This is a genomic window from Imtechella halotolerans (genome assembly GCF_028743515.2).
Classification (GTDB): Bacteria; Bacteroidota; Bacteroidia; order Flavobacteriales; family Flavobacteriaceae; genus Imtechella; species Imtechella halotolerans.
This window is the reverse complement of sequence record NZ_CP117969.2, coordinates 2,420,861-2,440,813: the sequence shown is the minus strand read 5'-3', so window position 1 is coordinate 2,440,813 and position 19,953 is coordinate 2,420,861. Positions and strand designations below refer to the sequence as shown.

Annotated in this window: 17 protein-coding genes and 1 tRNA gene; 5 read left to right on the top strand and 13 right to left on the bottom strand. The window is 35.3% G+C overall.

The features are described from left to right. Positions 1-46: 46 nt before the first annotated feature. Both PT603_RS10985 and PT603_RS10980 read right to left on the bottom strand, forming a co-directional pair. Positions 47-805 carry a UDP-2,3-diacylglucosamine diphosphatase gene (locus PT603_RS10985; protein WP_008236532.1) on the bottom strand — a complete coding sequence of 253 codons (759 nt, stop codon included), beginning with the start codon at positions 803-805 and terminating at the stop codon, positions 47-49. 15 nt (positions 806-820) lie between these two features. Then, a complete protein-coding gene (locus PT603_RS10980; protein WP_008236534.1) occupies positions 821-1,270 on the bottom strand; it encodes a 6-pyruvoyl trahydropterin synthase family protein in 450 nt (149 codons plus the stop codon). Positions 1,271-1,390: 120 nt separating this feature from the next. On the opposite strand from PT603_RS10980, the gene PT603_RS10975 reads away from it, so the two are divergent. Then, entirely contained in the window at positions 1,391-2,038 is a 648-nt protein-coding gene (locus PT603_RS10975) for a 2OG-Fe(II) oxygenase (RefSeq protein WP_008236536.1), read from the top strand. Between the two features lie 6 nt (positions 2,039-2,044). Here PT603_RS10975 and PT603_RS10970 read toward each other — a convergent pair whose 3' ends face one another. Further along, positions 2,045-2,812 (bottom strand): enoyl-CoA hydratase/isomerase family protein, encoded by a 768-nt coding sequence (locus PT603_RS10970; protein WP_008236545.1) that lies wholly within the window; start codon positions 2,810-2,812, stop codon positions 2,045-2,047. Positions 2,813-2,913: 101 nt separating this feature from the next. Here PT603_RS10970 and PT603_RS10965 point away from each other — a divergent pair. Next, a tRNA-Ala gene (locus PT603_RS10965) sits at positions 2,914-2,987 on the top strand. A gap of 39 nt (positions 2,988-3,026) precedes the next feature. Here PT603_RS10965 and PT603_RS10960 read toward each other — a convergent pair. From PT603_RS10960 to PT603_RS10940, 5 genes are all read right to left on the bottom strand, one after another. Then, positions 3,027-3,869: an alpha/beta hydrolase family protein gene (locus PT603_RS10960; protein ID WP_008236546.1), complete on the bottom strand. Its 843-nt coding sequence runs from the start codon at positions 3,867-3,869 to the stop codon at positions 3,027-3,029. Further along, on the bottom strand, positions 3,866-6,616 hold the full coding sequence (locus PT603_RS10955; protein ID WP_008236547.1) for a PD-(D/E)XK nuclease family protein: 2,751 nt from the start codon (positions 6,614-6,616) through the stop codon (positions 3,866-3,868). Before PT603_RS10955 ends, PT603_RS10960 begins: the two co-directional genes overlap by 4 nt. 61 nt (positions 6,617-6,677) lie before the next feature. Continuing rightward, the gene (locus PT603_RS10950) at positions 6,678-8,051 is read right to left on the bottom strand and encodes an OmpA family protein (protein WP_008236548.1); all 1,374 of its coding nucleotides are present in this window, start codon (positions 8,049-8,051) and stop codon (positions 6,678-6,680) included. A 111-nt stretch (positions 8,052-8,162) separates the two neighbouring features. Continuing rightward, positions 8,163-9,356, bottom strand: coding sequence for a glycine C-acetyltransferase (kbl, locus tag PT603_RS10945; RefSeq protein WP_008236549.1), 1,194 nt, complete (start codon positions 9,354-9,356; stop codon positions 8,163-8,165). Between the two features lie 42 nt (positions 9,357-9,398). Continuing rightward, on the bottom strand, positions 9,399-12,545 hold the full coding sequence (locus PT603_RS10940; RefSeq protein ID WP_008236550.1) for a UvrD-helicase domain-containing protein: 3,147 nt from the start codon (positions 12,543-12,545) through the stop codon (positions 9,399-9,401). Between the two features lie 124 nt (positions 12,546-12,669). Between PT603_RS10940 and PT603_RS10935 the strand changes: the two genes are divergently transcribed. Continuing rightward, positions 12,670-13,278 carry a superoxide dismutase gene (locus PT603_RS10935; protein ID WP_008236552.1) on the top strand — a complete coding sequence of 203 codons (609 nt, stop codon included), beginning with the start codon at positions 12,670-12,672 and terminating at the stop codon, positions 13,276-13,278. Positions 13,279-13,522: 244 nt separating this feature from the next. Here the strand turns inward: PT603_RS10935 and PT603_RS10930 are convergent, their stop codons facing one another. The 5 genes from PT603_RS10930 to purN form a co-directional block, all read right to left on the bottom strand. Continuing rightward, a complete protein-coding gene (locus tag PT603_RS10930) occupies positions 13,523-15,421 on the bottom strand; it encodes an amidophosphoribosyltransferase (RefSeq protein WP_008236553.1) in 1,899 nt (632 codons plus the stop codon). A gap of 57 nt (positions 15,422-15,478) precedes the next feature. After that, entirely contained in the window at positions 15,479-16,405 is a 927-nt protein-coding gene (locus PT603_RS10925) for a PfkB family carbohydrate kinase (RefSeq protein ID WP_008236555.1), read from the bottom strand. Between the two features lie 77 nt (positions 16,406-16,482). Beyond that, complete coding sequence (locus PT603_RS10920) at positions 16,483-17,097, bottom strand: START domain-containing protein (protein ID WP_040488499.1); 615 nt, start codon at positions 17,095-17,097, stop codon at positions 16,483-16,485. A gap of 57 nt (positions 17,098-17,154) precedes the next feature. After that, on the bottom strand, positions 17,155-17,631 hold the full coding sequence (gene rnhA, locus PT603_RS10915) for a ribonuclease HI (RefSeq protein WP_008236557.1): 477 nt from the start codon (positions 17,629-17,631) through the stop codon (positions 17,155-17,157). Then, entirely contained in the window at positions 17,624-18,190 is a 567-nt protein-coding gene (gene purN, locus PT603_RS10910; protein WP_008236558.1) for a phosphoribosylglycinamide formyltransferase, read from the bottom strand. Before purN ends, rnhA begins: the two co-directional genes overlap by 8 nt. A 174-nt stretch (positions 18,191-18,364) precedes the next feature. Here purN and PT603_RS10905 point away from each other — a divergent pair, with 174 nt between their 5' ends. Both PT603_RS10905 and fabF read left to right on the top strand, forming a co-directional pair. Continuing rightward, the gene (locus tag PT603_RS10905) at positions 18,365-18,598 is read left to right on the top strand and encodes an acyl carrier protein (RefSeq protein ID WP_008236559.1); all 234 of its coding nucleotides are present in this window, start codon (positions 18,365-18,367) and stop codon (positions 18,596-18,598) included. 100 nt (positions 18,599-18,698) lie between these two features. Continuing rightward, positions 18,699-19,949: a beta-ketoacyl-ACP synthase II gene (gene fabF / locus PT603_RS10900; protein WP_008236560.1), complete on the top strand. Its 1,251-nt coding sequence runs from the start codon at positions 18,699-18,701 to the stop codon at positions 19,947-19,949. Positions 19,950-19,953 lie beyond the last annotated feature (4 nt).

Below are 19,953 nucleotides of genomic sequence, written 5' to 3'. Positions count from 1 at the left end.
TATTTATGTTAGTACTTAAAATATCCCGAAAAACTTCGGGATATTTTTATAATTTGTATTCCTTTATTTGAAAGTGATTGCCGTTAAATTCACCGTAGGTATAATAATGTATCCAATCACCTAAATTAAAGTATTTACTATGCTCATCCAGATTGATTTCTAGCGGTAGATGACGATGTCCAAATACAAAATAGTCGTATTTTTCCTGAGTTAATTTTCTTTTACAATATTGCACTAGCCATTCATTATCTTCACCCAAGAAAGTAACGTCTTCATCCCCAGAAATTAGCTTGTTTTTCACTGAAAGATACTGAGCCAACCGAACTCCTATATCGGGATGAAGCCAACGGAATAGCCATTTGCAAAATTTATTGGTGAATACTTTTTTCATGCGTTTATATCCTTTGTCTCCAGGACCAAGTCCATCGCCATGTCCTATTAGAAATTTTTTACCATTGAAGGTGAATATTTGAGGGGAGTGGAATACGGGAATGTTTAATTCTTCTTCAAAATAACCATTCATCCAAAGGTCATGATTGCCAACAAAAAAATATATAGGAATACCTAAATCAGAAATTTCTGCCAACTTTCCCAGTGTGCGAATGTATCCCTTCGGGACAACAGTTTTGTATTCGAACCAAAAATCGAAAAGATCGCCCAGGAGAAAAATAGCAGCTGCATCGTTTTTAATGGTATCTAACCATTTAACAAATTTTTCTTCTCGCTCCTTGCTTTCATTTCTAGTTGGAGCTCCTAAATGATTGTCTGAAGCAAAGTATATTTTTTTACCTTCTGGAATATTCATTTGAATAATATACGATTAATTGTCTGAAGCATACCATTCTGCATAGGAAGTTTCTGTCTCTTGGAGTTTTAACGAAAATAGATTGATATTTTTCGGAAGTCTTCGTCTTATTTTATTAGCAAAATCAATTACCATATTTTCACTTGTAGGCTGGTAATCTACCAAGATAACGTTGTGATTTCTGGATTTTAGTTCGTTTGCTAAATCAATGTGTGGAGTGTTTTGGTTGAACACTGTTGCATGATCAAAAATATCTACAATTTCCTCTTTTACAATTTTTTTCAAATCCCCAAAGTCGATAACCATTCCGTATTTTACATTAGTGGTATCTATATTGGGACTTCCAATTACGGTAACAGATAATTTATAACTATGTCCGTGAACGTTTTTGCATTTTCCGTCATAACCGTAAAGGGCATGCCCGGTTTCAAAACTAAATTGTTTGGTAATACGTATTTGAGTCATAATAATCTCTTTCAGTTACAAAGGTATTAGATTTCAATTATTTTTTACTCAAAAAGGGAGGAGTGATACAACAAAAGCAGAAAAAGTGTAATTTTCACCTCGAATAATTATAGCTAATTAGTGGCACAAGACGAATTGTTTGAGCAGTTGGATTTTGAATGTAATCCTCTGTATGAAAAGGTTATTAATGACCTCATAGAGCAGCGCTTCAGTATAGTAGAAGGTTTTTTCACAGAATCCGAAGTTGCTGCCTTAAGAAACTCCCTAATGATGGCATATGAAGATGATGATTTTAAAAAAGCAGCCATTGGTAATCGTATAAATGAAATTGTAGAAAAATCAGTAAGAGGGGATTTTATTAAATGGCTAAACGAAGCTGATTGTGGTATAGTTGAACAACAGTTCTTTAAACGCATCAATGACTTTATTGACTACTTGAATAAAACATGCTTTATGGGTATTCTTTATAAGGAATTTCATTATGCATTATATCCTGAGGGTACTTTCTACAAAAGACATTTAGATACCTTTCTAAATGATGATAGAAGAAAGCTTTCTATTGTTTGTTATTTAAACAATGAAGATTGGAAACCTGAGAACGGAGGTGAGTTGGTTATTTATCTTCCGAACAATGAAGGTGAGGAAGAGGTCGTAATCTATCCATATCCTGGACGAGTTGTTATATTTGAAAGTCAGTTATTGGAACATGAGGTTAGACCTGTAAAAACAACTAGGTTAAGTATTACAGGCTGGTTAAAAACCCGTTAATATTATTTACTTTTTAAATCTCTGTAAAGCTTCTCGGGTGAATTCAGATAAGACGAGTTTACCCGAAATACGTGCACGTTGATCAAGTAAAGTGTCCCAATCTTCAGTGTTTTTCCACAGTACTTTTTTCATTTCATACAAGGCTTGTGGGTTATACTGAGATAGTTTTATTGATAGAAATTCAACTTCCTTGTCTAATTCTTTTATAGTTTCAAAAACCCTTGCGTACAATCCTTTTTCTTTAGCCCAATAGGCATTTTGCCAAGACTCGGCGGCTATGGTGAGTTCACTTAAGGCTGCTATTCCTATTTTTCTTTCAATGGCAGGAGCTATAACAAATGGGCCTATTCCAATTGTTAATTCTGAAAGTTTAATGGCTGAAGCTTCAGTGGCCATGACATAATCGCAGGCTGCGATTAGACCTACACCGCCACCTACAGCTTTGCCTTGTACACGACCAATAATTAATTTAGAGCATTGTCTCATGGCATTTAGGACTTTAGCAAAACCATTAAAAAATGTAGTCCCTTCATCGAGAGTTTTTATGTCAACAAGTTCGTTAAATGAGGCGCCAGCACAGAATGGGCCATCTCCTTCACTTTTTAGAACTATGATGTGTATTTCAGAATTATCAGAAAGCAAATGAAATTCTTTTGATAGTCTAGCTAATAATTCTGAAGGGAAAGAATTACTTGCTGGATGTCCAAATTCAATTGTGGCAATATGATTTTCAATACGGGTATATAAGCTTCCGCTAGGTCTTGTAGTTGTCATGTCGCTTAATATTTACATCAAAAATAGCGACAATTAGTAAACTTTGGAAATCGTAATTTGTTTTTTGGAATTTATTTGTAGTATATTTGCCAAGATTTTTTGGGGATGTAGCTCAGTTGGCTAGAGCGCTTGCATGGCATGCAAGAGGTCGTGGGTTCGAGCCCCATCTTCTCCACAAAGCAGTACCATGGTACTGCTTTTTTTATTGTATAGTTTAAGGACGAAACTGGTCAAGAAATACCATTGTCTTTTCAATAGCTTTGCTCATATCTACGGGTAATGATTCAGTTTTCCAAGGATGGGTTGCGTGAAAACTGTGATCTCCGTCATTTAATATAAATAATTCACTTTTTGGATTCCATTTGGCAACATTTTGGGCCTCTTTTAAAGGAACTACAAGGTCGTTGGTGCCATGAATAAGTAAATGTGGAATATCTATTTTTTGTACTGCATTAGATATGGTTAGGCGTTGTTGGTTGGATTTAAAGTTTTTGTAGAATTGATAATAATGTGGCATTCTTTGTTTAGTGCGAACATTATAAACATAACCTACCCCTCGTATTTTCCAAATCAATTTTTTTATTCCTTTAGGAAAGTGAATGGAAAAGTCGCTAACACCTGCCCAAGAGGTTATACTCATAATTCGATTCTCCTCTGCTCCTTTGATAGTGACAATACCACCTCCTCTAGAATGACCAATTAGGTGTATTCCTCCATTTGGTGTTATAGGGGAATTAGAAGTGTAAAGCCAGTCAATCACGGTTTGTAAATCGTCTAATTCTTTTATGTAATTATTGTTTCCAAAGGCTTTCAAATCTGGGAAATCTATAGGTTGATCAACAGTTCCTCCGTTGTGGGAAAAATTGAATTTCACAAAGGCAAATCCTTTGCTGGCAAATTTTTGAGCAACCAGATGCCAACATCCCCAATCTTTAAAGCCTTTATAGCCATGACAAAAGATAATAATTGGGATGCTTTTATTGCTTTCAGTATAAGTTATATCTCCAAGAATTGGAAGTTGATGTTTTCCGTCAATCAAGAATGGTAAATGTATCATTCAATTTTTTTATTTTTAAAAGGAATTTCAGGGTTTAAAATTTCCAATAATAAGATTTCCAATGCTAATTCTATTTCTAAAAGCATCTCCTTAGAAATTTTGCTTACTTTGTTTCTTGATACGCCCAATGAAGCTGGAATGAAACCTGCTGAGAGTTTTTTAAATGAGATATTACCCACTTCTAATTCATCTTTAACTTCATTTTCTTGGGTATACATGTAGGCATAGGTAAGTAGTTGAAAAGCCTTTGTGTAACTGGCATTGGTTATAAGCTCGTTCCAATCTGGAAATGTGACATCCTTGGCCTCTACTTTACCAGTCTTATAATCTATAATACAAAGTTGGCCATCTCGTATATCAATCCTATCTACGGTACCTTTAAGTACTATTTCAAAAGGTATTTTTTCACTTTTAAATGGGATATTTACTTTGCGTTCTACATCTACTACCTTTATAGTGATGCCTTTCTTAAGAGTATCTGATTCCATAGATAGAAATTTATCTATGTATTTTTTTATGACTTCATAAATAATCAAATTTTTGCCAGTTAGTTTTGAGGTATTTTTATAAAAGGCTTGAAAATGTTTTAAAGTAAGCGTTTCGATTGTGCTCCTCATTTTCGAAAGTTGTATTTCTGAAAGGAATTGACCCACAACAGGTAGGTACATCTCCTCCAAAACGGCATGAACAATTGTGCCCATAGTGTTAGCTGCAACTGTTTCTTCAACTGTTTCTTCTTCACGAATACCTAGTATGTATTGCTGGTAAAATTCCATAGGGTTACTAATGTATTTTGCTAAAGATGATGGTGAAAAACCTTTGGCAGCTACTTCCTTGAGACGAAGCATAGTAGTGCTAGTTTTATCGATTTTGAGTTCAATAATGTCAGGTGGGGTGATTTTAGGTGCTAGTATGCTTGACTTTATTGAATGTTGATTTGGGGAAAAGGATTCCAATTGCTGGAGGAAGCGACTTTTTTCTCCCCCATTTAGGGCGTCTGGTTCTGTGTTATATAGTAAGTGAATGTTTTTAGCACGTTGTAATAGACGATAGAAATGATAAGCATAAATTGCGTCTTTTTCTTTATAAGTTGGAAGTTCTACAGCTTTTTTTACTTCATAGGGAATAAAAGAATTGTTATTTTTCCCTGAAGGTAAGATACCTTCATTTACTGAGGCAATAATAAGGTTCTCGAAATCTAAGTTTCTACTTTCTAGCATACCCATAATCTGAAGACCTTCAAGAGGTTCTCCTTTGAAATCTAAAGATTCTTTTGTTAGAATGTCGGTATAAAGTCTATATAAAGATTTAGTTGAAGATATAAATCCGTAGGACAGTTGAAGGTCTTCAAGCTGATTGAAAAGTTCGTAAAACCTAAATAAATATTCTAAAAGTATAGTGTTCGTAGACTGTTGGCTATAGTAGTTTTTTAGACTGTTAATGATTTCACGACTTCTCTGAATCAGTTGTAGGGGAGAAGTAGATTCTGAGTTTGGTAAAAGCCAGTGTAATGTCTTTATTACTTGTGAGTCATTGGTGCAGTCCAACCAAGTAGAATTAGTTACATAACTTATATTGTTATTATAGAGATATTGTATTAGATTTTGAGTAACAGAAGGTTTGTTATCAAATAGAATGGCTATTTGAGGGAGGGATAAAAATCCGATGATATCTTTGTAATACCATTCTTTTTGTTCGTTTAGAAATAGCTTAAAATAAAATGAAAATATAGGCGCTATCGGCGTCTCCTGTAGTGGGTAGCCCATAGTTATATTTACAGCCTCAATTTCATTGCTGATGTTGGATAGTAAAGGGAGTAAAAGTTGCTCATCTGACAATACTACAGCCGTATGTTTTAGGGTTCCATTTTCAGCGTAGCGGTTTAATAAATTACTGATGTATTTTGCTTGATTTATGTTTTTTGGAAGACCTGTGATTTCAATGTTTTTAGGATTTTCAAAGTTGTTACTAATCCACTCAGGGGTATTTTTTTTATAATAATTCCATTTTGAAAAATGTGATTTAAGGAATAGTGAGGCATCATGGTCTTTTTCTTGTAGAAATGCTTTATCTGTATCCCAGAATATGGAGGCAGGTAGATTATGTAAAATCTCTTGTATAATTCTCTCTTCCGCTTTATTAAGGGCGTTGAAGCCTGCAAATACATGAGTGTGATTTCTGAAATTTTGAATATATAATTCTAAGTTCTCTAAAGCTTGTATGTATACGAGACCTTGGTAACCTATTTCTTTATCAAGTAAATGTTTTTTATACTGATAATAATAGCTGCCAAGAGTTTTCCAAAATGAAAGATGTGATTCTTGCAGAGGTGTAAGGTTTTCTGAAAGTGACCAATGGTCAATTTCTTTGATGGCTTTTATGTACGGAAAGATAGTGTCGGGTTCAATAAGATACCTGTCAATTTCATTAAAATCTTGGAGTAGCGTTTGTCCCCAGCCTAAAAAGGTTTCAAAGTTATCTGGGTTATTTGGAGTGTTTGTCTTATAACAATCATAAAGTTCAAATAGCAGTACCAGATTAGGAGCTTGTTTTATGCCAGATAATCCTTCGATAAATTCTTCAATACTGTAGAATTTAGGTAAAAATCCTATAGAATTATTTAATTGAATATAGTGATCTTTTAAGAAGACTACTGCTCTTTTGCTCGGTACAATAAATGTAAGTTGTCGTGGATCAATATTTTTTTTTAATACGGAAGCCACGACATTTCCTAAAAATGTTTCCATGGATATAAAAATAAAAAACGCCCCGAATATTCGGGGCGTTTTAATTGAGATTATAAAGAAATTATTCTTTTACCAAGTTAATTTCAACGCGTCTATTAAGAGCGCGGCCTTTAGCATTTTTGTTAGATGCAATAGGGTTGCTAGGACCAAAACCTTTTGCAGTTAGACGGTCAGGAGATATCCCCTTGTCTACTAGGTAAACACGAACCGCATCTGCTCTTTCTTGAGAAAGACGATTGTTAGTTGCTAGACTACCAGTACTGTCAGTGTGACCTTCAATTGTAAACTTAGAGTTAGAGTATTCATTTAATACTCCTACAATTTGATCCAGAACGGTCGCTGATTGAGCTTTGATGGTCGATTTTCCAGTGTCAAATAAAATAGTTTTAGCATACTCATTCAAAGTGTCTTGAACTTCCTGAGTAACCTCAGGACAACCTTTGTTTGCAACAGTACCTTTAACTTCAGGACAAGCGTCATCTTTGTCAAGAACACCATCACCATCTCTGTCTGGCCATGGACATCCTTTGTTTTCTTTAGGACCAGCTACTTCAGGACAAGCGTCATCTTTGTCTGCTATACCATCGTTATCTTTATCAGGGCAACCATTCAATTCTCTTTTTCCAGCTACAGTTGGACAAGCATCGTCCTTGTCAGCAATGCCATCACCGTCTGAATCAGGACAACCATTGAACTCTGCAGGGCCAGCCTCATTAGGACAAGCGTCTTTAGAATCTTCAATACCATCTCCGTCAGAATCAGGGCAACCGTTGAATTGTGGAAGACCAGCCACTTCAGGGCAAGCATCATCTTTGTCATAGATACCGTCTCCATCAGTATCATTGCCACCAAATTTGATAACAAGACCAGCTAAATGTTGGAAGTGAGGAACTAATCTGTCTTCGAAAGAGTGCTTGTATGAAGTTTGGAAGTTTAAACCAAGATTCTCAGTAAACCAAAGATTAAATCCAAGACCTCCATTCAAAGTACCAGCACCTAAATCATCAATCCAAGAGTAACCACCACCAACTTGTAGGTAAGGATCAAATACTTTCATACCAAACAATTCATTTAGGTTGTATTTGATCTCTCCATCAAGACCGTAGTAAGTAAGGTCGTCAACCTTAGCGTCACCCATGTTCTCGATTTTGTTAAGTGAACCTCTTACACCAAAAGAGAATCCATCTCCTACATACTTAGAAACGTTAAGTGTAGATATGGCAGGAAGAATATTCCAGTGGTTAGATGCGTTGAAATACTCGTCAAACCATTTACCTTTTCTGGCGTTATCCATTAGAAGGTTGTTGGTAGGGAACGCGTCAACAGCATTCACTCCAAAACCAAACTGCCATGGATTGTTTTTGTCCTGAGCTTCTACGCTGCTAAATCCTGCCACAAGGAAAATAGCAACCAATAATTTGCTTAGATGTTTCATGTTCAATTTGTTTAAATTATGTGTTAATGTATACAAAAGTAACCTGTTAATCAATATTAACAAAAGCAAATGTAGTAATTTTTTTTACTTTTTAAGAAATTTTAGTCAGGTTTATATGACTTTTAGTTCCTTCCCTACTTCGGTAAATGCAGCAATTGCCTTGTCCAAATGTTCCCTAGTATGAGCTGCAGATAACTGTACTCTGATACGCGCTTTATCTTTTGGAACTACTGGATAAAAGAAGCCAATTACATAAATTCCTTTTGTCAATAATTTGTCTGCCATTTCTTGTGATAACTTTGCATCATACAACATTACTGGAACAATAGCACTATCGCCATCAATGATATCAAAACCGGCAGCTTTCATTCCTTTTTTAAAGTAATCTGTATTCCATTCTAATTGATCACGCAATGTAGTGCTTGAGGAAAGTAACTCAAATACCTTTATGGAAGCCCCAACTATAGCGGGTGCTAGAGAGTTAGAAAATAAATAGGGACGTGATCTTTGACGAAGAAGCTCTATAATTTCCTTTTTACCAGTCGTATAGCCACCCATAGCTCCACCTAAAGCTTTTCCAAGAGTACCTGTAATGATGTCAACTCGGCCCATTACATTTTTCTCTTCTAAGGTTCCTCTTCCTGTTCTCCCAATAAAGCCTGCAGCATGACACTCATCAATCATTACTAGTGCATCGTAAGCTTCTGCTAGGTCACATATTTTATCTAATGGCGCAACTAGTCCATCCATTGAAAAGACACCGTCTGTAACTATAATTTTAAATCTTGCACCATCTTCATTAGCTTTTTTAAGTTGGTCTTCAAGGTCTTTCATGTTGCTATTCTCATAGCGATATCGTTTTGCCTTACATAAACGAACACCGTCAATAATGGAGGCATGATTAAGTGAGTCGGAGATTATAGCGTCTTCGGGTCCAAATAGAGGTTCAAAGACTCCACCATTTGCATCAAATGCTGCGGCATACAAAATGGTGTCTTCTGTGCCATAGAATTCAGCAACTTTTTGCTCTAATTCTTTGTGTATATCTTGTGTGCCACAAATGAAACGTACTGAGGACATTCCAAATCCATGAGTGTCCATTGCGTCTTTAGCTGCTTGTATTACTTCCGGATGAGATGAAAGCCCCAAATAATTGTTGGCACAAAAATTAAGAACTTTTTCCCCCGTGTTTATAGTGATTTCAGCTCCTTGTGCAGAGGTGATAATTCGTTCTTTTTTGAATAAACCAGCGTTCTTGATATCTTCTAGTTCCTTGGCTAAATGTTGTTGTATTTTTCCGTACATGAGTTGTGTTTTTATGCAAAGATAAGATTTTTACTATGGTACTTAAGACTGTATTTTAACTTCAATTTCTTCGTTAATAAATACTAGTAATTTGTGCTTTATTGTATATCCCATAAATTTGAGTACTTGCTCATATTCGTTTAATTGAATTGCGTATTTTGGATTGTCCTTTCCTGTTTTGTAATCGATAATAACAACATTTTTTTTGTTATCTATAACTAATCGATCTGGACGGAGTAGTTGTTTTTCTGCTCCAAGTAATTCCTGTTCATTATAAATGGTGTATTTAGGTGAAAAATAGGGTTCTAAAATGGGGTTCGATACAAGTTTGTTGAGCATTTCTTTAAGTTCGTTATAACTTTCTGCTGCTATGTTTCCTTGAATTATTGCATGTTTTAACGCATCATCAATGTCAGTTTTCCAACGTATTTGAGATAATAAATCATGGAGTATATTACCTCTATTAATAGCATCTCCTTGTTTAGTATCCCATAATGAGCCAGACCGTGTCGCTATGTTATATTGTAATTCAAGTTTGCGTTGTGGTGCGAATGGTAAATGATCTTCTTCTTTTTGAACGTTTTGTTGATGTTGAATTAAAGGGCTTCCAAATTCATACTGTAATTGTCCCTCTCTCCACCTGTTGATTTTTTTTAAATAATCAATGAAAAGTTGTGAATATGTATTGGGAGTGTCTGATTCTTTTTTTAGCGAGTTATATTCGGAAATAACGTATAGGTGATTTTCTGCACGTGTTAGTGCAACATATAGCACATTGATTTTATCTAGAATTACTTTGGAAATATGTTCATCTATCAAGGCTTGACCATAATTACTGTATTGAGCAACTTCATTATTTTTATTGATTAGTAATGAAGAAAATCCTTCATGGTTTTCAGGAATTACATCATACCATATTTTTGGATTGATTTCGAAGGACAGTGAGGCATTAGCGTATGGGAAAATTACAACCGGAAACTCAAGTCCTTTACTTTTATGAACGGTCATTATAGTTACAGCATTCACACCTTCTGGAGCTGCAATACTCCATTTGTCTTCATTCAGCTCCCAATGTGAAAGAAATCCGTAAATCCCTCCTTGAGAGGGTTTGTTAAACTGCCAAATTTCTTCAAGAAAATAGGTTAAATAAGCATCCGATTGAGATGCTAAACCAAATCTAGCTATTGCATATTCCATCAATTCATAAAATGAGTGTGTACTTGCATAGGAAGAATCAAAGCCATATTCGTTGTAAAAATTCTCAGGCGTATGTCGGGTGAATCCAACTAAAAAATCATGAGCGTTTGGTATTTCTTTTATTGAGGCAAATTCTAATAGAAGTTGGGCCAATGCCTCTTTATTTTCAGGCTGAATTATTAATTTAATTAAATTAATTAGAAAACGAACACCGGCGTGGTTTTTCAACAGTAAAGATTCTGAAGAAATAATTGGGATATTATTTTTTGAAAGGTGATTAGCTAGTAGATAACCATTTTTGTTTTTTTGAACTAGTACACTAATATCTCGATATTGAAATCCATTTTTTAATGCTTCATTTACTGCATCTAATGTAGATGCGGCATAGCGTTCATCTTTGTTTGGATTGTCGTCGTCTTCCTCCGTAACGTTGTTTTTTATAGAATCAATAAAAGATATGGAAACGTACCCTCCCTTTTTTTGTTGAATTTCTTGATTGGAATCCTTATATATTTTTTTGTATGAATCGTCAGGAAGGTAATTAGATATATGTTTAAAAAAATCGTTGTTGAAGTGAATAATTTCAGCATGGCTTCTGAAATTATTGCCTAAAACATCAACATAAGCTTTGGTGTGAAAGGGTTGACTTTTCCCTAAAAAGAGATCGATAAATTGTTCTGCCTTACCACCTCTCCATCTATATATTGCTTGTTTAGCATCTCCAACAAGTAGAAGGGATCCTTTTTGTGTTTGTGAAGTTTCACTTTGAAGAACATAATCTATTAGAGGGAGTAAATTATTCCACTGCATCTGGGAAGTATCTTGAAATTCGTCAATAAAAAAATGACGGTATTTTTCCCCTATTCTTTCATAAATAAAAGGTGCTGGCTGATTTTTAATTGCGTCTGAAATAATATAGTTGAATTCAGAAATAGGAACTATGTTTTCATCTGCCTTTATTGTTTCCATTTCTTGTTGAATTGCACTCAATACAGAAAAAGGGACTATGTTTTTATAGGCATTTTGATACAGTTTTTGCTGATAAACCATAGTTTTTATCTGAAGGTATGTTTCAAGAAGTATAGGTCTCAAGTCATCTATAAGTGCTTTTTTATTTTCGGGAGTATTCTTGTTATACAGACCACTTCCTGATTCAAGATTTTGTAACAATTGATTTTTGTATACATCGATTTCATGCTTACTAAGTTTTTCAAAGTGACTATATAGTGTTCCTCTCGAAAAATCATTGGATTCAAGTCCTTTGTTATCAATAATTAAAAGTATTTCGATTGCTCTTTCTTTTATCTTATTGCGTAATGAATCAATATATTCTTTGAGAAGCGATTTTAGTTTTAGAAAATCCTTTAAGGGGCGGTCTTTAACTTTGTGTAGAGGTTCAAAATGATTCTCAGAAGTGAGGAGCTTTGCCATTTCATAAAAATCTGAAGCGATATCCCAACTTCTATCATCTTCTAGCTTTTCCAAAGAAAATTCAACAAGGAGTCTGGTTAATGGTTTATCTCTACCTGCTCTTGCAATGAGATTGTCTACTGCCTTTTGAAGTAGTTCATTAGTGTTGAGTTCAACCTCAAACTGTTGAGATATTTTCAAATCAAAGGCAAATGTTCGAATAAGTCTATGATTGAATTTGTCGATGGTGGCTATATCGAAAAAAGCGTAGTTATGTAGAATAGAATGTAATAATGTATCGCAACGCTGCTGTAGTTCTGAGGGTGTAAGTTTTAATTCGTGGCAGAGCTCACTAAACATAGGGACTGGTTCTTCCAGCATTTGAGCTGTTCTAAAGCTTTTTAAACTATTAACAATACGGATTTTCATTTCATTTACCGCTTTATTGGTAAATGTGATGGCAAGTATATGCTTAAAATAATCATTTTGTGGTTGTTGTAAAATGATTTTTAAGTAAGTTTTAACAAGGGTGTAGGTTTTACCTGAACCGGCCGATGCGTTGTAGATAGTAAAGGAAGTCAACAGAGTGATTTTTTTTATTGCAAAATAAGAAATTTCTATCGGGAGTTAACAATTTATTGTTAGTATTTGACGGCTATAATTGTTAATTTTGAAAGAAATAAATAATAACTAAAAAATTATAATCATGGCATTTGAATTACCAAAATTACCCTATGCGTATGATGCTTTAGAGCCTCATATTGACGCACGTACTATGGAAATCCACCATACAAAACACCATAACGCCTATACTGCTAACTTGAATTCGGCTATTTCGGGTACTGAGTTGGAAGGAAAATCAATAGAAGAAATCCTGAGAGGATTAGATATGAATAATGTGGCGGTTCGAAATAACGGTGGTGGATTTTATAATCACAACTTGTTTTGGGAAATAATGTCTCCAAATGGTGGAGGAGAACCTAAAGGAGCTCTTGCAGATGCAATTAACTCTGCTCTAGGATCGTTTGATGCATTTAAAGAAGCCTTCAGTAAGGCTGCAGCAACACGGTTTGGTTCTGGCTGGGCCTGGTTGTGTGTACACAAAGGGGGAAAAGTAGAAATATGCTCTACTGCAAATCAAGACAATCCTTTAATGCCTGGTATAGGTTGTGGTGGTTACCCAATTTTAGGCATAGATGTTTGGGAACATGCGTATTATTTGAATTATCAGAATAGACGTCCTGATTACATAGGTGCCTTCTATAATGTTATTAACTGGGAAAAGGTGGCAGAATTATACGCTCAAAATAGCTAAAGATTCATTTCTTGTAAACAAATAAAAATCCCGCATCGTCGGGATTTTTTAGGTATATATTTTAGCGTTTGAATTTGTTTATAAATAAAAAAAGGTGGACTAGTCCACCTTTTTTTGCCCCAAATCTTACCATGAACTTAACCTACTTATGCTATGGCTCTGCTAAAGTAATAATTATTAACAATCTGGCAAAAGAAATAATAAAAAAATGTTATTTTTTCGATGAAATACTCATTGTTAACGTTTAATAGGCGCGCTCATTATTTCCTTCATAAAAGTTGATGAAAGCTCTGTTTACCACACGGTTACCTCCGTCTGTAGGATAATTCCCAGTGAAGTACCAATCACCTAAATTCTTTGGACAAGCTTTGTGTAAGTTATCAACAGTTTGGAATATGATTGTTACTCCAGCTTGAATTTCTTGCGGGGCTAATAATGTGCTTATTTTTTCTGAAATTTCATCGTCAGTGAATGGATTGTAGATATCCTTCACCACATTTACAACCTCACTATCTATTAAATTAACTTGTGCAATACATTTTTTATATACATCTTCTACTATATGGTAGGTTCCTCGGTCTTTGTGTAGTTCTAAAGCCGCTCTAAATGCGATTAGGTCTTCAAGACGGGCCATATCAATTCCGTAACAGTCAGGATAACGTATTTGTGGTGCTGAAGAAACAACAATGATATTTTTTGGATGTAGTCTATCAAGAATTCTTAAAATACTCTTTTTTAAGGTTGTACCGCGCACAATACTATCGTCAATAATAACAAGATTGTCATTTTGTTTTACTGAACCATATGTAATATCGTAGACATGGGCTACTAAGTCATCACGGCTACTATCCTCTGTAATAAAAGTGCGTAATTTAACGTCTTTTATAGCAATTTTTTCCATTCGTGGACTAGTTGCCAAGATGGTTCTTAACTTTTCAGGAGTTAGGTTGTTCCCTTCTTTTAGTATCTGTAATTCTTTCTTCTGGTTTAAATAGGTTTCTACCTCCTGAGTAAGTCCAAAAAATGAGGTTTCAGCTGTGTTAGGTATATATGAAAAAACAGTATTGTCTAAATCGTGATTAACTACTTCTAAAATTTTAGGAAATAGTAATCTTCCTAGCATTTTTCGTTCTTCATAAATCTCTTTATCGCTACCTCTTGAAAAGTAAATTCGTTCAAAAGAACAAGCTTTTCGTTCCAATGGATCTAAAATACGTTTAAAGGTAACACCTCCATTTTTCTTAATAATAATTGCTTTTCCTGGATCTAATTCATGAACATCTTCGTATTCTACGTTGAAGACAGTTTGAATAACAGGACGTTCAGAGGCAACCACTACCACCTCCTCGTCCTGGTAGAAGTATGCTGGGCGGATGCCTGCTGGGTCTCTTAAGACAAAAGCATCTCCGTGACCTATTAATCCTGCCATAGCATAACCACCATCCCAATTTTTTGCTGCCTTTTTTAGAATCTTGGCGACATTCAATTGTTCAGCAATAATAGGAGAGGCTTCCTTTTTACTAAAGCCTTCCTGTTTTAGCTTTTTATATAGTTTGTTTACTTCGTCATCTAAAAAGTGACCTATTTTTTCCATTACGGTAATTGTATCTGCCTTTTCTTTTGGATGTTGACCTAATCGGATTAAATTATCGAATAATTCATTAACATTGGTCATGTTGAAGTTCCCAGCTACTATTAGATTGCGGTGCATCCAGTTGTTTTGACGCAGGAATGGATGTACGTTTTCAATACTGTTTTTTCCAAATGTACCATAGCGTACATGGCCTAAAAATACTTCACCTATATACGGAAGTAGTTTTTTTTGTAAGGCAACATTATCTTTCAATTCTGGGAGTTCGTTAACCATCTGGTTTAAGCGCGAATTGATTTGGGTAAAGATATCTTGGATAGGTTGTGGCTCGTTAGAACGAATACGGCTGATATAGCGTTCTCCAGGGAGGGTGTCTAGTTTTATGCTGGCTAGACCTGCTCCATCTTGTCCTCTATTATGCTGTTTTTCCAGCATTAGGTACATTTTGTTTATTCCATAGAATGCACTTCCATACTTATCCTTATAATATTCCAAAGGTTTTAGTAGCCTAACTAAGGCAATTCCGCATTCGTGCTTAATAGCGTCACTCATAGTTGTGTTGTTGTTCTTTAGTATAAAAAAAGCCCGGAAATTTCCAGGCAGCAATTATTATGCAATTTCTATTTCAAATTGAGTTAATTGTCTGAATTGTTGTAAGCGTTTTTGAATAGCCTCTTTGCTGAGATCTTCCATACGCTCTGTTCCAAATTTTTCAACACAAAAAGAGGCGAGATTAGATCCGTAAATAATACCATTTTTCATGTTTTCAAAGGAAAAATCATTTGTTTTTGTAAGGTATCCAACGAGGCCTCCAGCAAATGTGTCTCCTGCTCCTGTTGGGTCAAAAACTTCTTCAAGTGGAAGGGCTGGAGCAAAAAAGACATTGTCATTATGAAATAATAAAGCTCCGTGTTCTCCTTTTTTGATAACCACATTAGTTGGTCCCATAGAATGGATTTTTTGAGCAGCCTTAAGTAATGAATATTCTCCAGTGAGTTGTCTTGCCTCTTCATCATTAATGGTAATGATGTCAACTTTAGCTATAACTTCTAATAGTTCATCCCAAGTGTGATTCATCCAGAAGTTCATAGTGTCAAGAACAATTAATTTTGGACGTTTCACCATCTGTTCAATAACACTTAATTGTATTGAGGGATGAAGGTTACCGAGCATTAAAACTTCTGCGTCTATATAATTTTTAGGAACTACAGGATTGAAATCTGCCAATACATTAAGTTGGGTATCTAAGGTGTCTCGGGTATTTAAATCATTATGATATTTTCCACTCCAGAAAAAAGTCTTTCCCCCATTTACTATTTCAATGCCTGAGACATCAATTTTTTTTGATGCAAGCATATCAAGATATGCCTGAGGAAAGTCTTCTCCTACTACTGATACAATAGCTGAATCTACATTGAATTGTGACGCTGCCAATCCTATATAGGTGCCGGCTCCACCTAAAATTTTATCAGTTTTTCCAAAAGGAGTTTCAATAGCGTCAAAAGCTACAGTGCCTACAATCAATAATTTGCTCATCTCGGGCGTTCTATTTTTTTGCAAATTTACATAAAAAAAATTCAAGCAATAGTGTTGAAAGATAGATAAAATGGTGATTATGGAGTGGTTTCAAGCTTGTTTTTAAGATTGAGTAAGGTGTTGTAAGGAGCTGTAGTTAGAGCACTATTTACTAACCAATCGGGAAGATTTCCTCCGGCATCTCCATAAAGTTGTTGTGTAATAATAAGTTGATTTCCATGATCCACAACAAGCCAGAAGCCTTTGAAATCCTCCATACGTATTACATTTTTACTAGTTGGAATCAAAAATTGTTTTTCTGGAGTAATGCTTATTTTTACGGTATAATTATTAAGGTATTCCGCTTCTAATCTAGCAATATGGTCTCTGTTGGGGATTGGCCAAGGTGTTTGGTTTTTCATCCAAATAACAACAGTATGTTCGTTGATTTTTCTGATAGTTTTGCTTTCAGGAGTTTGATGATTCCACTCGTACAAATTGTTGCCATCCAAAAGTGTTGTAACTGCTTTTTCCATGGAAGATTTGACTGTTACTACTGCTTTGTACTCTTTGTTAGTTGAATTGGGTATAGTCCGCGTGTATACTTGAATACCATTTCGCATTTTTTTTAATTCCCAATTGTTTTCTTGACTCCAAATTGACAATGGGAGAAGAAAAGAAAGGTATAATAAAATCCTAACACCGTAACTCATGATATCCGAGGGAAGTTATCCTTACAAAGATACCTAAAATTTAGTAGATAACTGTCATTACAGGGAGTTGTTTTGTTCGAATCCTTTGTCGATAAGTAGTTTTGGTTTTTTGGACGCTTCGACAGCCAAAAAGTCACATCGCTCGTTTTGGGGATGGTTGTTGTGTCCTTTTACCCATTGTATGTTTACTCTATGTTTTCGATATTCTTTAAGGAAGGAAATCCAAAGGTCACTATTTTTCTTTCCAGTGAAATAGGTTCGTTCCCATTTAAAAACCCACCCTTTTTGAACAGCGTCAGATACATATTTCGAGTCTGTAAATACAGTAACATTTACATTCGGTATCTTTAATTTTTTTAGCGCTACAATAACCGCAAGTAATTCCATGCGATTATTGGTTGTGTATTTGTATCCCTCTGAGAATTCTTTTTTGTAGGGAGTTCCAACCCATTCCATAACAATACCATACCCGCCTGGTCCAGGGTTTCCTCTAGCGGCACCATCGGTAAAAATATGTACATGTGGATTATTCATTTATTAACTGGGAAATTATTTTTGGAAAAAATTCATATTCTAATTGATGTACTTTATTGGCCACTGTTAATGGGGTGTCAGATGTATTTATAGGTGTGGAGGCTTGAAAAATAATAGCTCCTTCATCATAATGTTCATTAACGTAGTGGATTGTTATGCCTGTTTCAGTTTCGTTATTTTCAACTACTGATTCATGAACATGCATTCCATACATACCTTTTCCTCCGTATTTTGGCAATAAAGCCGGGTGAATATTTATTACTTTATTCGGATAATTTCTTAAAATTTCTTCTGGAAATCGCCATAAAAAGCCAGCTAAAATAATAAGATCAGGCTTGGCGTCAAGAAGCAATTGTAGGACTTTATCGTTGTTATAAAGATCTGTTCTAGTAAAGTATACAGATGGAATTTCTAGTTTTGTTGCACGATCCAGTACTTTGGCATCTTGCTTATTCGAAAGGATTAAGACGGTTTCGGCTTGGTTATTTTTACGAAAATAATTGACAATGTTTTCGGCGTTAGTACCAGACCCAGAAGCAAAAATGACTAGACGTTTCATAAAAGAACAAGATTTAGGGTGCAAAAAAAGGAATAATAATTCAGAAACCGAAGGCAAAATAAATAGGGAGATTGATTTTTTTAGTAAATTAGGAGACATTTTTTAACTATTGCGTTGTATTAACCCAAAGTTTTTTATTTTTGCCAACAATTTAAATTTTAAAAACTAAAGATTATGTCAGACATTGCATCAAGAGTAAAGGCGATTATCGTAGACAAATTAGGTGTAGACGAGAATGAAGTAGTAGCAGAAGCAAGCTTCACTAACGATTTAGGCGCAGACTCATTAGACACTGTAGAGTTGATCATGGAATTTGAGAAAGAATTCGATATTCAAATCCCTGACGATCAGGCTGAAAACATTGCCACTGTAGGTCAAGCAATTCAATATATTGAATCAGCAAAATAAGCACAAACGATACTGAAAATACACTTTTTAGAATGCGTACCACGGTACGCATTCTCTTGAAGTGTAATTTGTTTTTTTACATAACACTAACTATCATAGCATGAAACTAAGGCGCGTTGTTGTCACTGGTTTAGGAGCATTAACCCCTATTGGGAACACTATACAAGAATACTGGGAAGGGTTAAAAAATGGTGTGAGCGGAGCAGCTCCCATCACGCATTTTGATGCTTCCAAATTTAAAACACAATTTGCATGTGAAATTAAAAACTTCAACGTTACTGATTTCATTGACAGAAAAGAGGCTAGAAAACTCGATAAGTTTGCTCAATATGCTGTAGTAGCTTCAGATGAAGCTATAGTTGATTCAAAATTGGATGTAGAAAAACTTGATAAGGATCGTGTAGGTGTTATTTGGGGTGCCGGTATTGGTGGTCTAGAGACATTTCAAGATGAAGTTCTCAATTTCGGTTCAGGTGATGGAACACCTCGTTTTAATCCTTTCTTTATACCTAAAATGATTGCCGATATAGCACCGGGGGTTATTTCTATGAAGTATGGATTTAGAGGACCAAACTTTACAACTGTTTCTGCATGCGCGTCATCAGCTAACGCTATGATTGATGCGCTTAATTACATTCGCTTGGGTTACGCTGATGTGGTGGTAACCGGAGGATCCGAGGCGGCAGTTACTGCTGCTGGAATGGGAGGATTTAACGCTATGCATGCACTATCCACCCGTAATGATGATCCTAAAACTGCTTCAAGGCCGTTTGATGCCAACCGTGATGGGTTTGTTTTGGGCGAAGGTGCTGGAGCTATTATATTGGAAGATTACGACCACGCAATAGCGCGTGGTGCTAAGATATACTGTGAATTGGCAGGTGGTGGTCTTTCAGCAGATGCTTACCATATGACTGCTCCACATCCAGAAGGTTTGGGAGCGCGTCAAGTAATGTTGAATTGTTTAAAAGATGCTGGTGTGTCACCAGAGGAAGTTGATGCCATTAATATGCATGGTACTTCAACTCCATTAGGTGATGTGGCTGAGTCTAAGGCTATTGTTAATGTCTTTGGAGAACACGCGTACAAAATTAATATTAATTCCACTAAGTCAATGACTGGGCATTTATTAGGTGCGGCTGGAGCTATTGAAGCCATTGCCTCAATATTGGCAATTGAGCATGGAGTTGTACCGCCTACAATCAATCATGAAACTTTTGATGAGAATATTGATCCTAAATTGAATTTTACTTTCAATAGGGCTCAAAAGCGTGATGTTAAAGTCGCAATTAGCAATACTTTTGGTTTTGGTGGGCATAATGCTTGTGTCCTGTTCAGAAAATTAAATTAGACTT

What these genes read in the sequence shown, in the direction of transcription:
- PT603_RS10930 (WP_008236553.1), bottom strand. Translation starts at nt 15,421, where the DNA reads ATGAGTGACGCTATTAAGCACGAATGCGGAATTGCCTTAGTTAGGCTA.
- PT603_RS10980 (WP_008236534.1), bottom strand. Translation starts at nt 1,270, where the DNA reads ATGACTCAAATACGTATTACCAAACAATTTAGTTTTGAAACCGGGCAT.
- PT603_RS10950 (WP_008236548.1), bottom strand. Translation starts at nt 8,051, where the DNA reads ATGAAACATCTAAGCAAATTATTGGTTGCTATTTTCCTTGTGGCAGGA.
- PT603_RS10935 (WP_008236552.1), top strand. Translation starts at nt 12,670, where the DNA reads ATGGCATTTGAATTACCAAAATTACCCTATGCGTATGATGCTTTAGAG.
- purN (WP_008236558.1), bottom strand. Translation starts at nt 18,190, where the DNA reads ATGAAACGTCTAGTCATTTTTGCTTCTGGGTCTGGTACTAACGCCGAA.
- PT603_RS10985 (WP_008236532.1), bottom strand. Translation starts at nt 805, where the DNA reads ATGAATATTCCAGAAGGTAAAAAAATATACTTTGCTTCAGACAATCAT.
- PT603_RS10905 (WP_008236559.1), top strand. Translation starts at nt 18,365, where the DNA reads ATGTCAGACATTGCATCAAGAGTAAAGGCGATTATCGTAGACAAATTA.
- PT603_RS10955 (WP_008236547.1), bottom strand. Translation starts at nt 6,616, where the DNA reads ATGGAAACATTTTTAGGAAATGTCGTGGCTTCCGTATTAAAAAAAAAT.
- PT603_RS10920 (WP_040488499.1), bottom strand. Translation starts at nt 17,097, where the DNA reads ATGAGTTACGGTGTTAGGATTTTATTATACCTTTCTTTTCTTCTCCCA.
- fabF (WP_008236560.1), top strand. Translation starts at nt 18,699, where the DNA reads ATGAAACTAAGGCGCGTTGTTGTCACTGGTTTAGGAGCATTAACCCCT.
- PT603_RS10960 (WP_008236546.1), bottom strand. Translation starts at nt 3,869, where the DNA reads ATGATACATTTACCATTCTTGATTGACGGAAAACATCAACTTCCAATT.
- rnhA (WP_008236557.1), bottom strand. Translation starts at nt 17,631, where the DNA reads ATGAATAATCCACATGTACATATTTTTACCGATGGTGCCGCTAGAGGA.
- PT603_RS10925 (WP_008236555.1), bottom strand. Translation starts at nt 16,405, where the DNA reads ATGAGCAAATTATTGATTGTAGGCACTGTAGCTTTTGACGCTATTGAA.
- PT603_RS10970 (WP_008236545.1), bottom strand. Translation starts at nt 2,812, where the DNA reads ATGACAACTACAAGACCTAGCGGAAGCTTATATACCCGTATTGAAAAT.
- kbl (WP_008236549.1), bottom strand. Translation starts at nt 9,356, where the DNA reads ATGTACGGAAAAATACAACAACATTTAGCCAAGGAACTAGAAGATATC.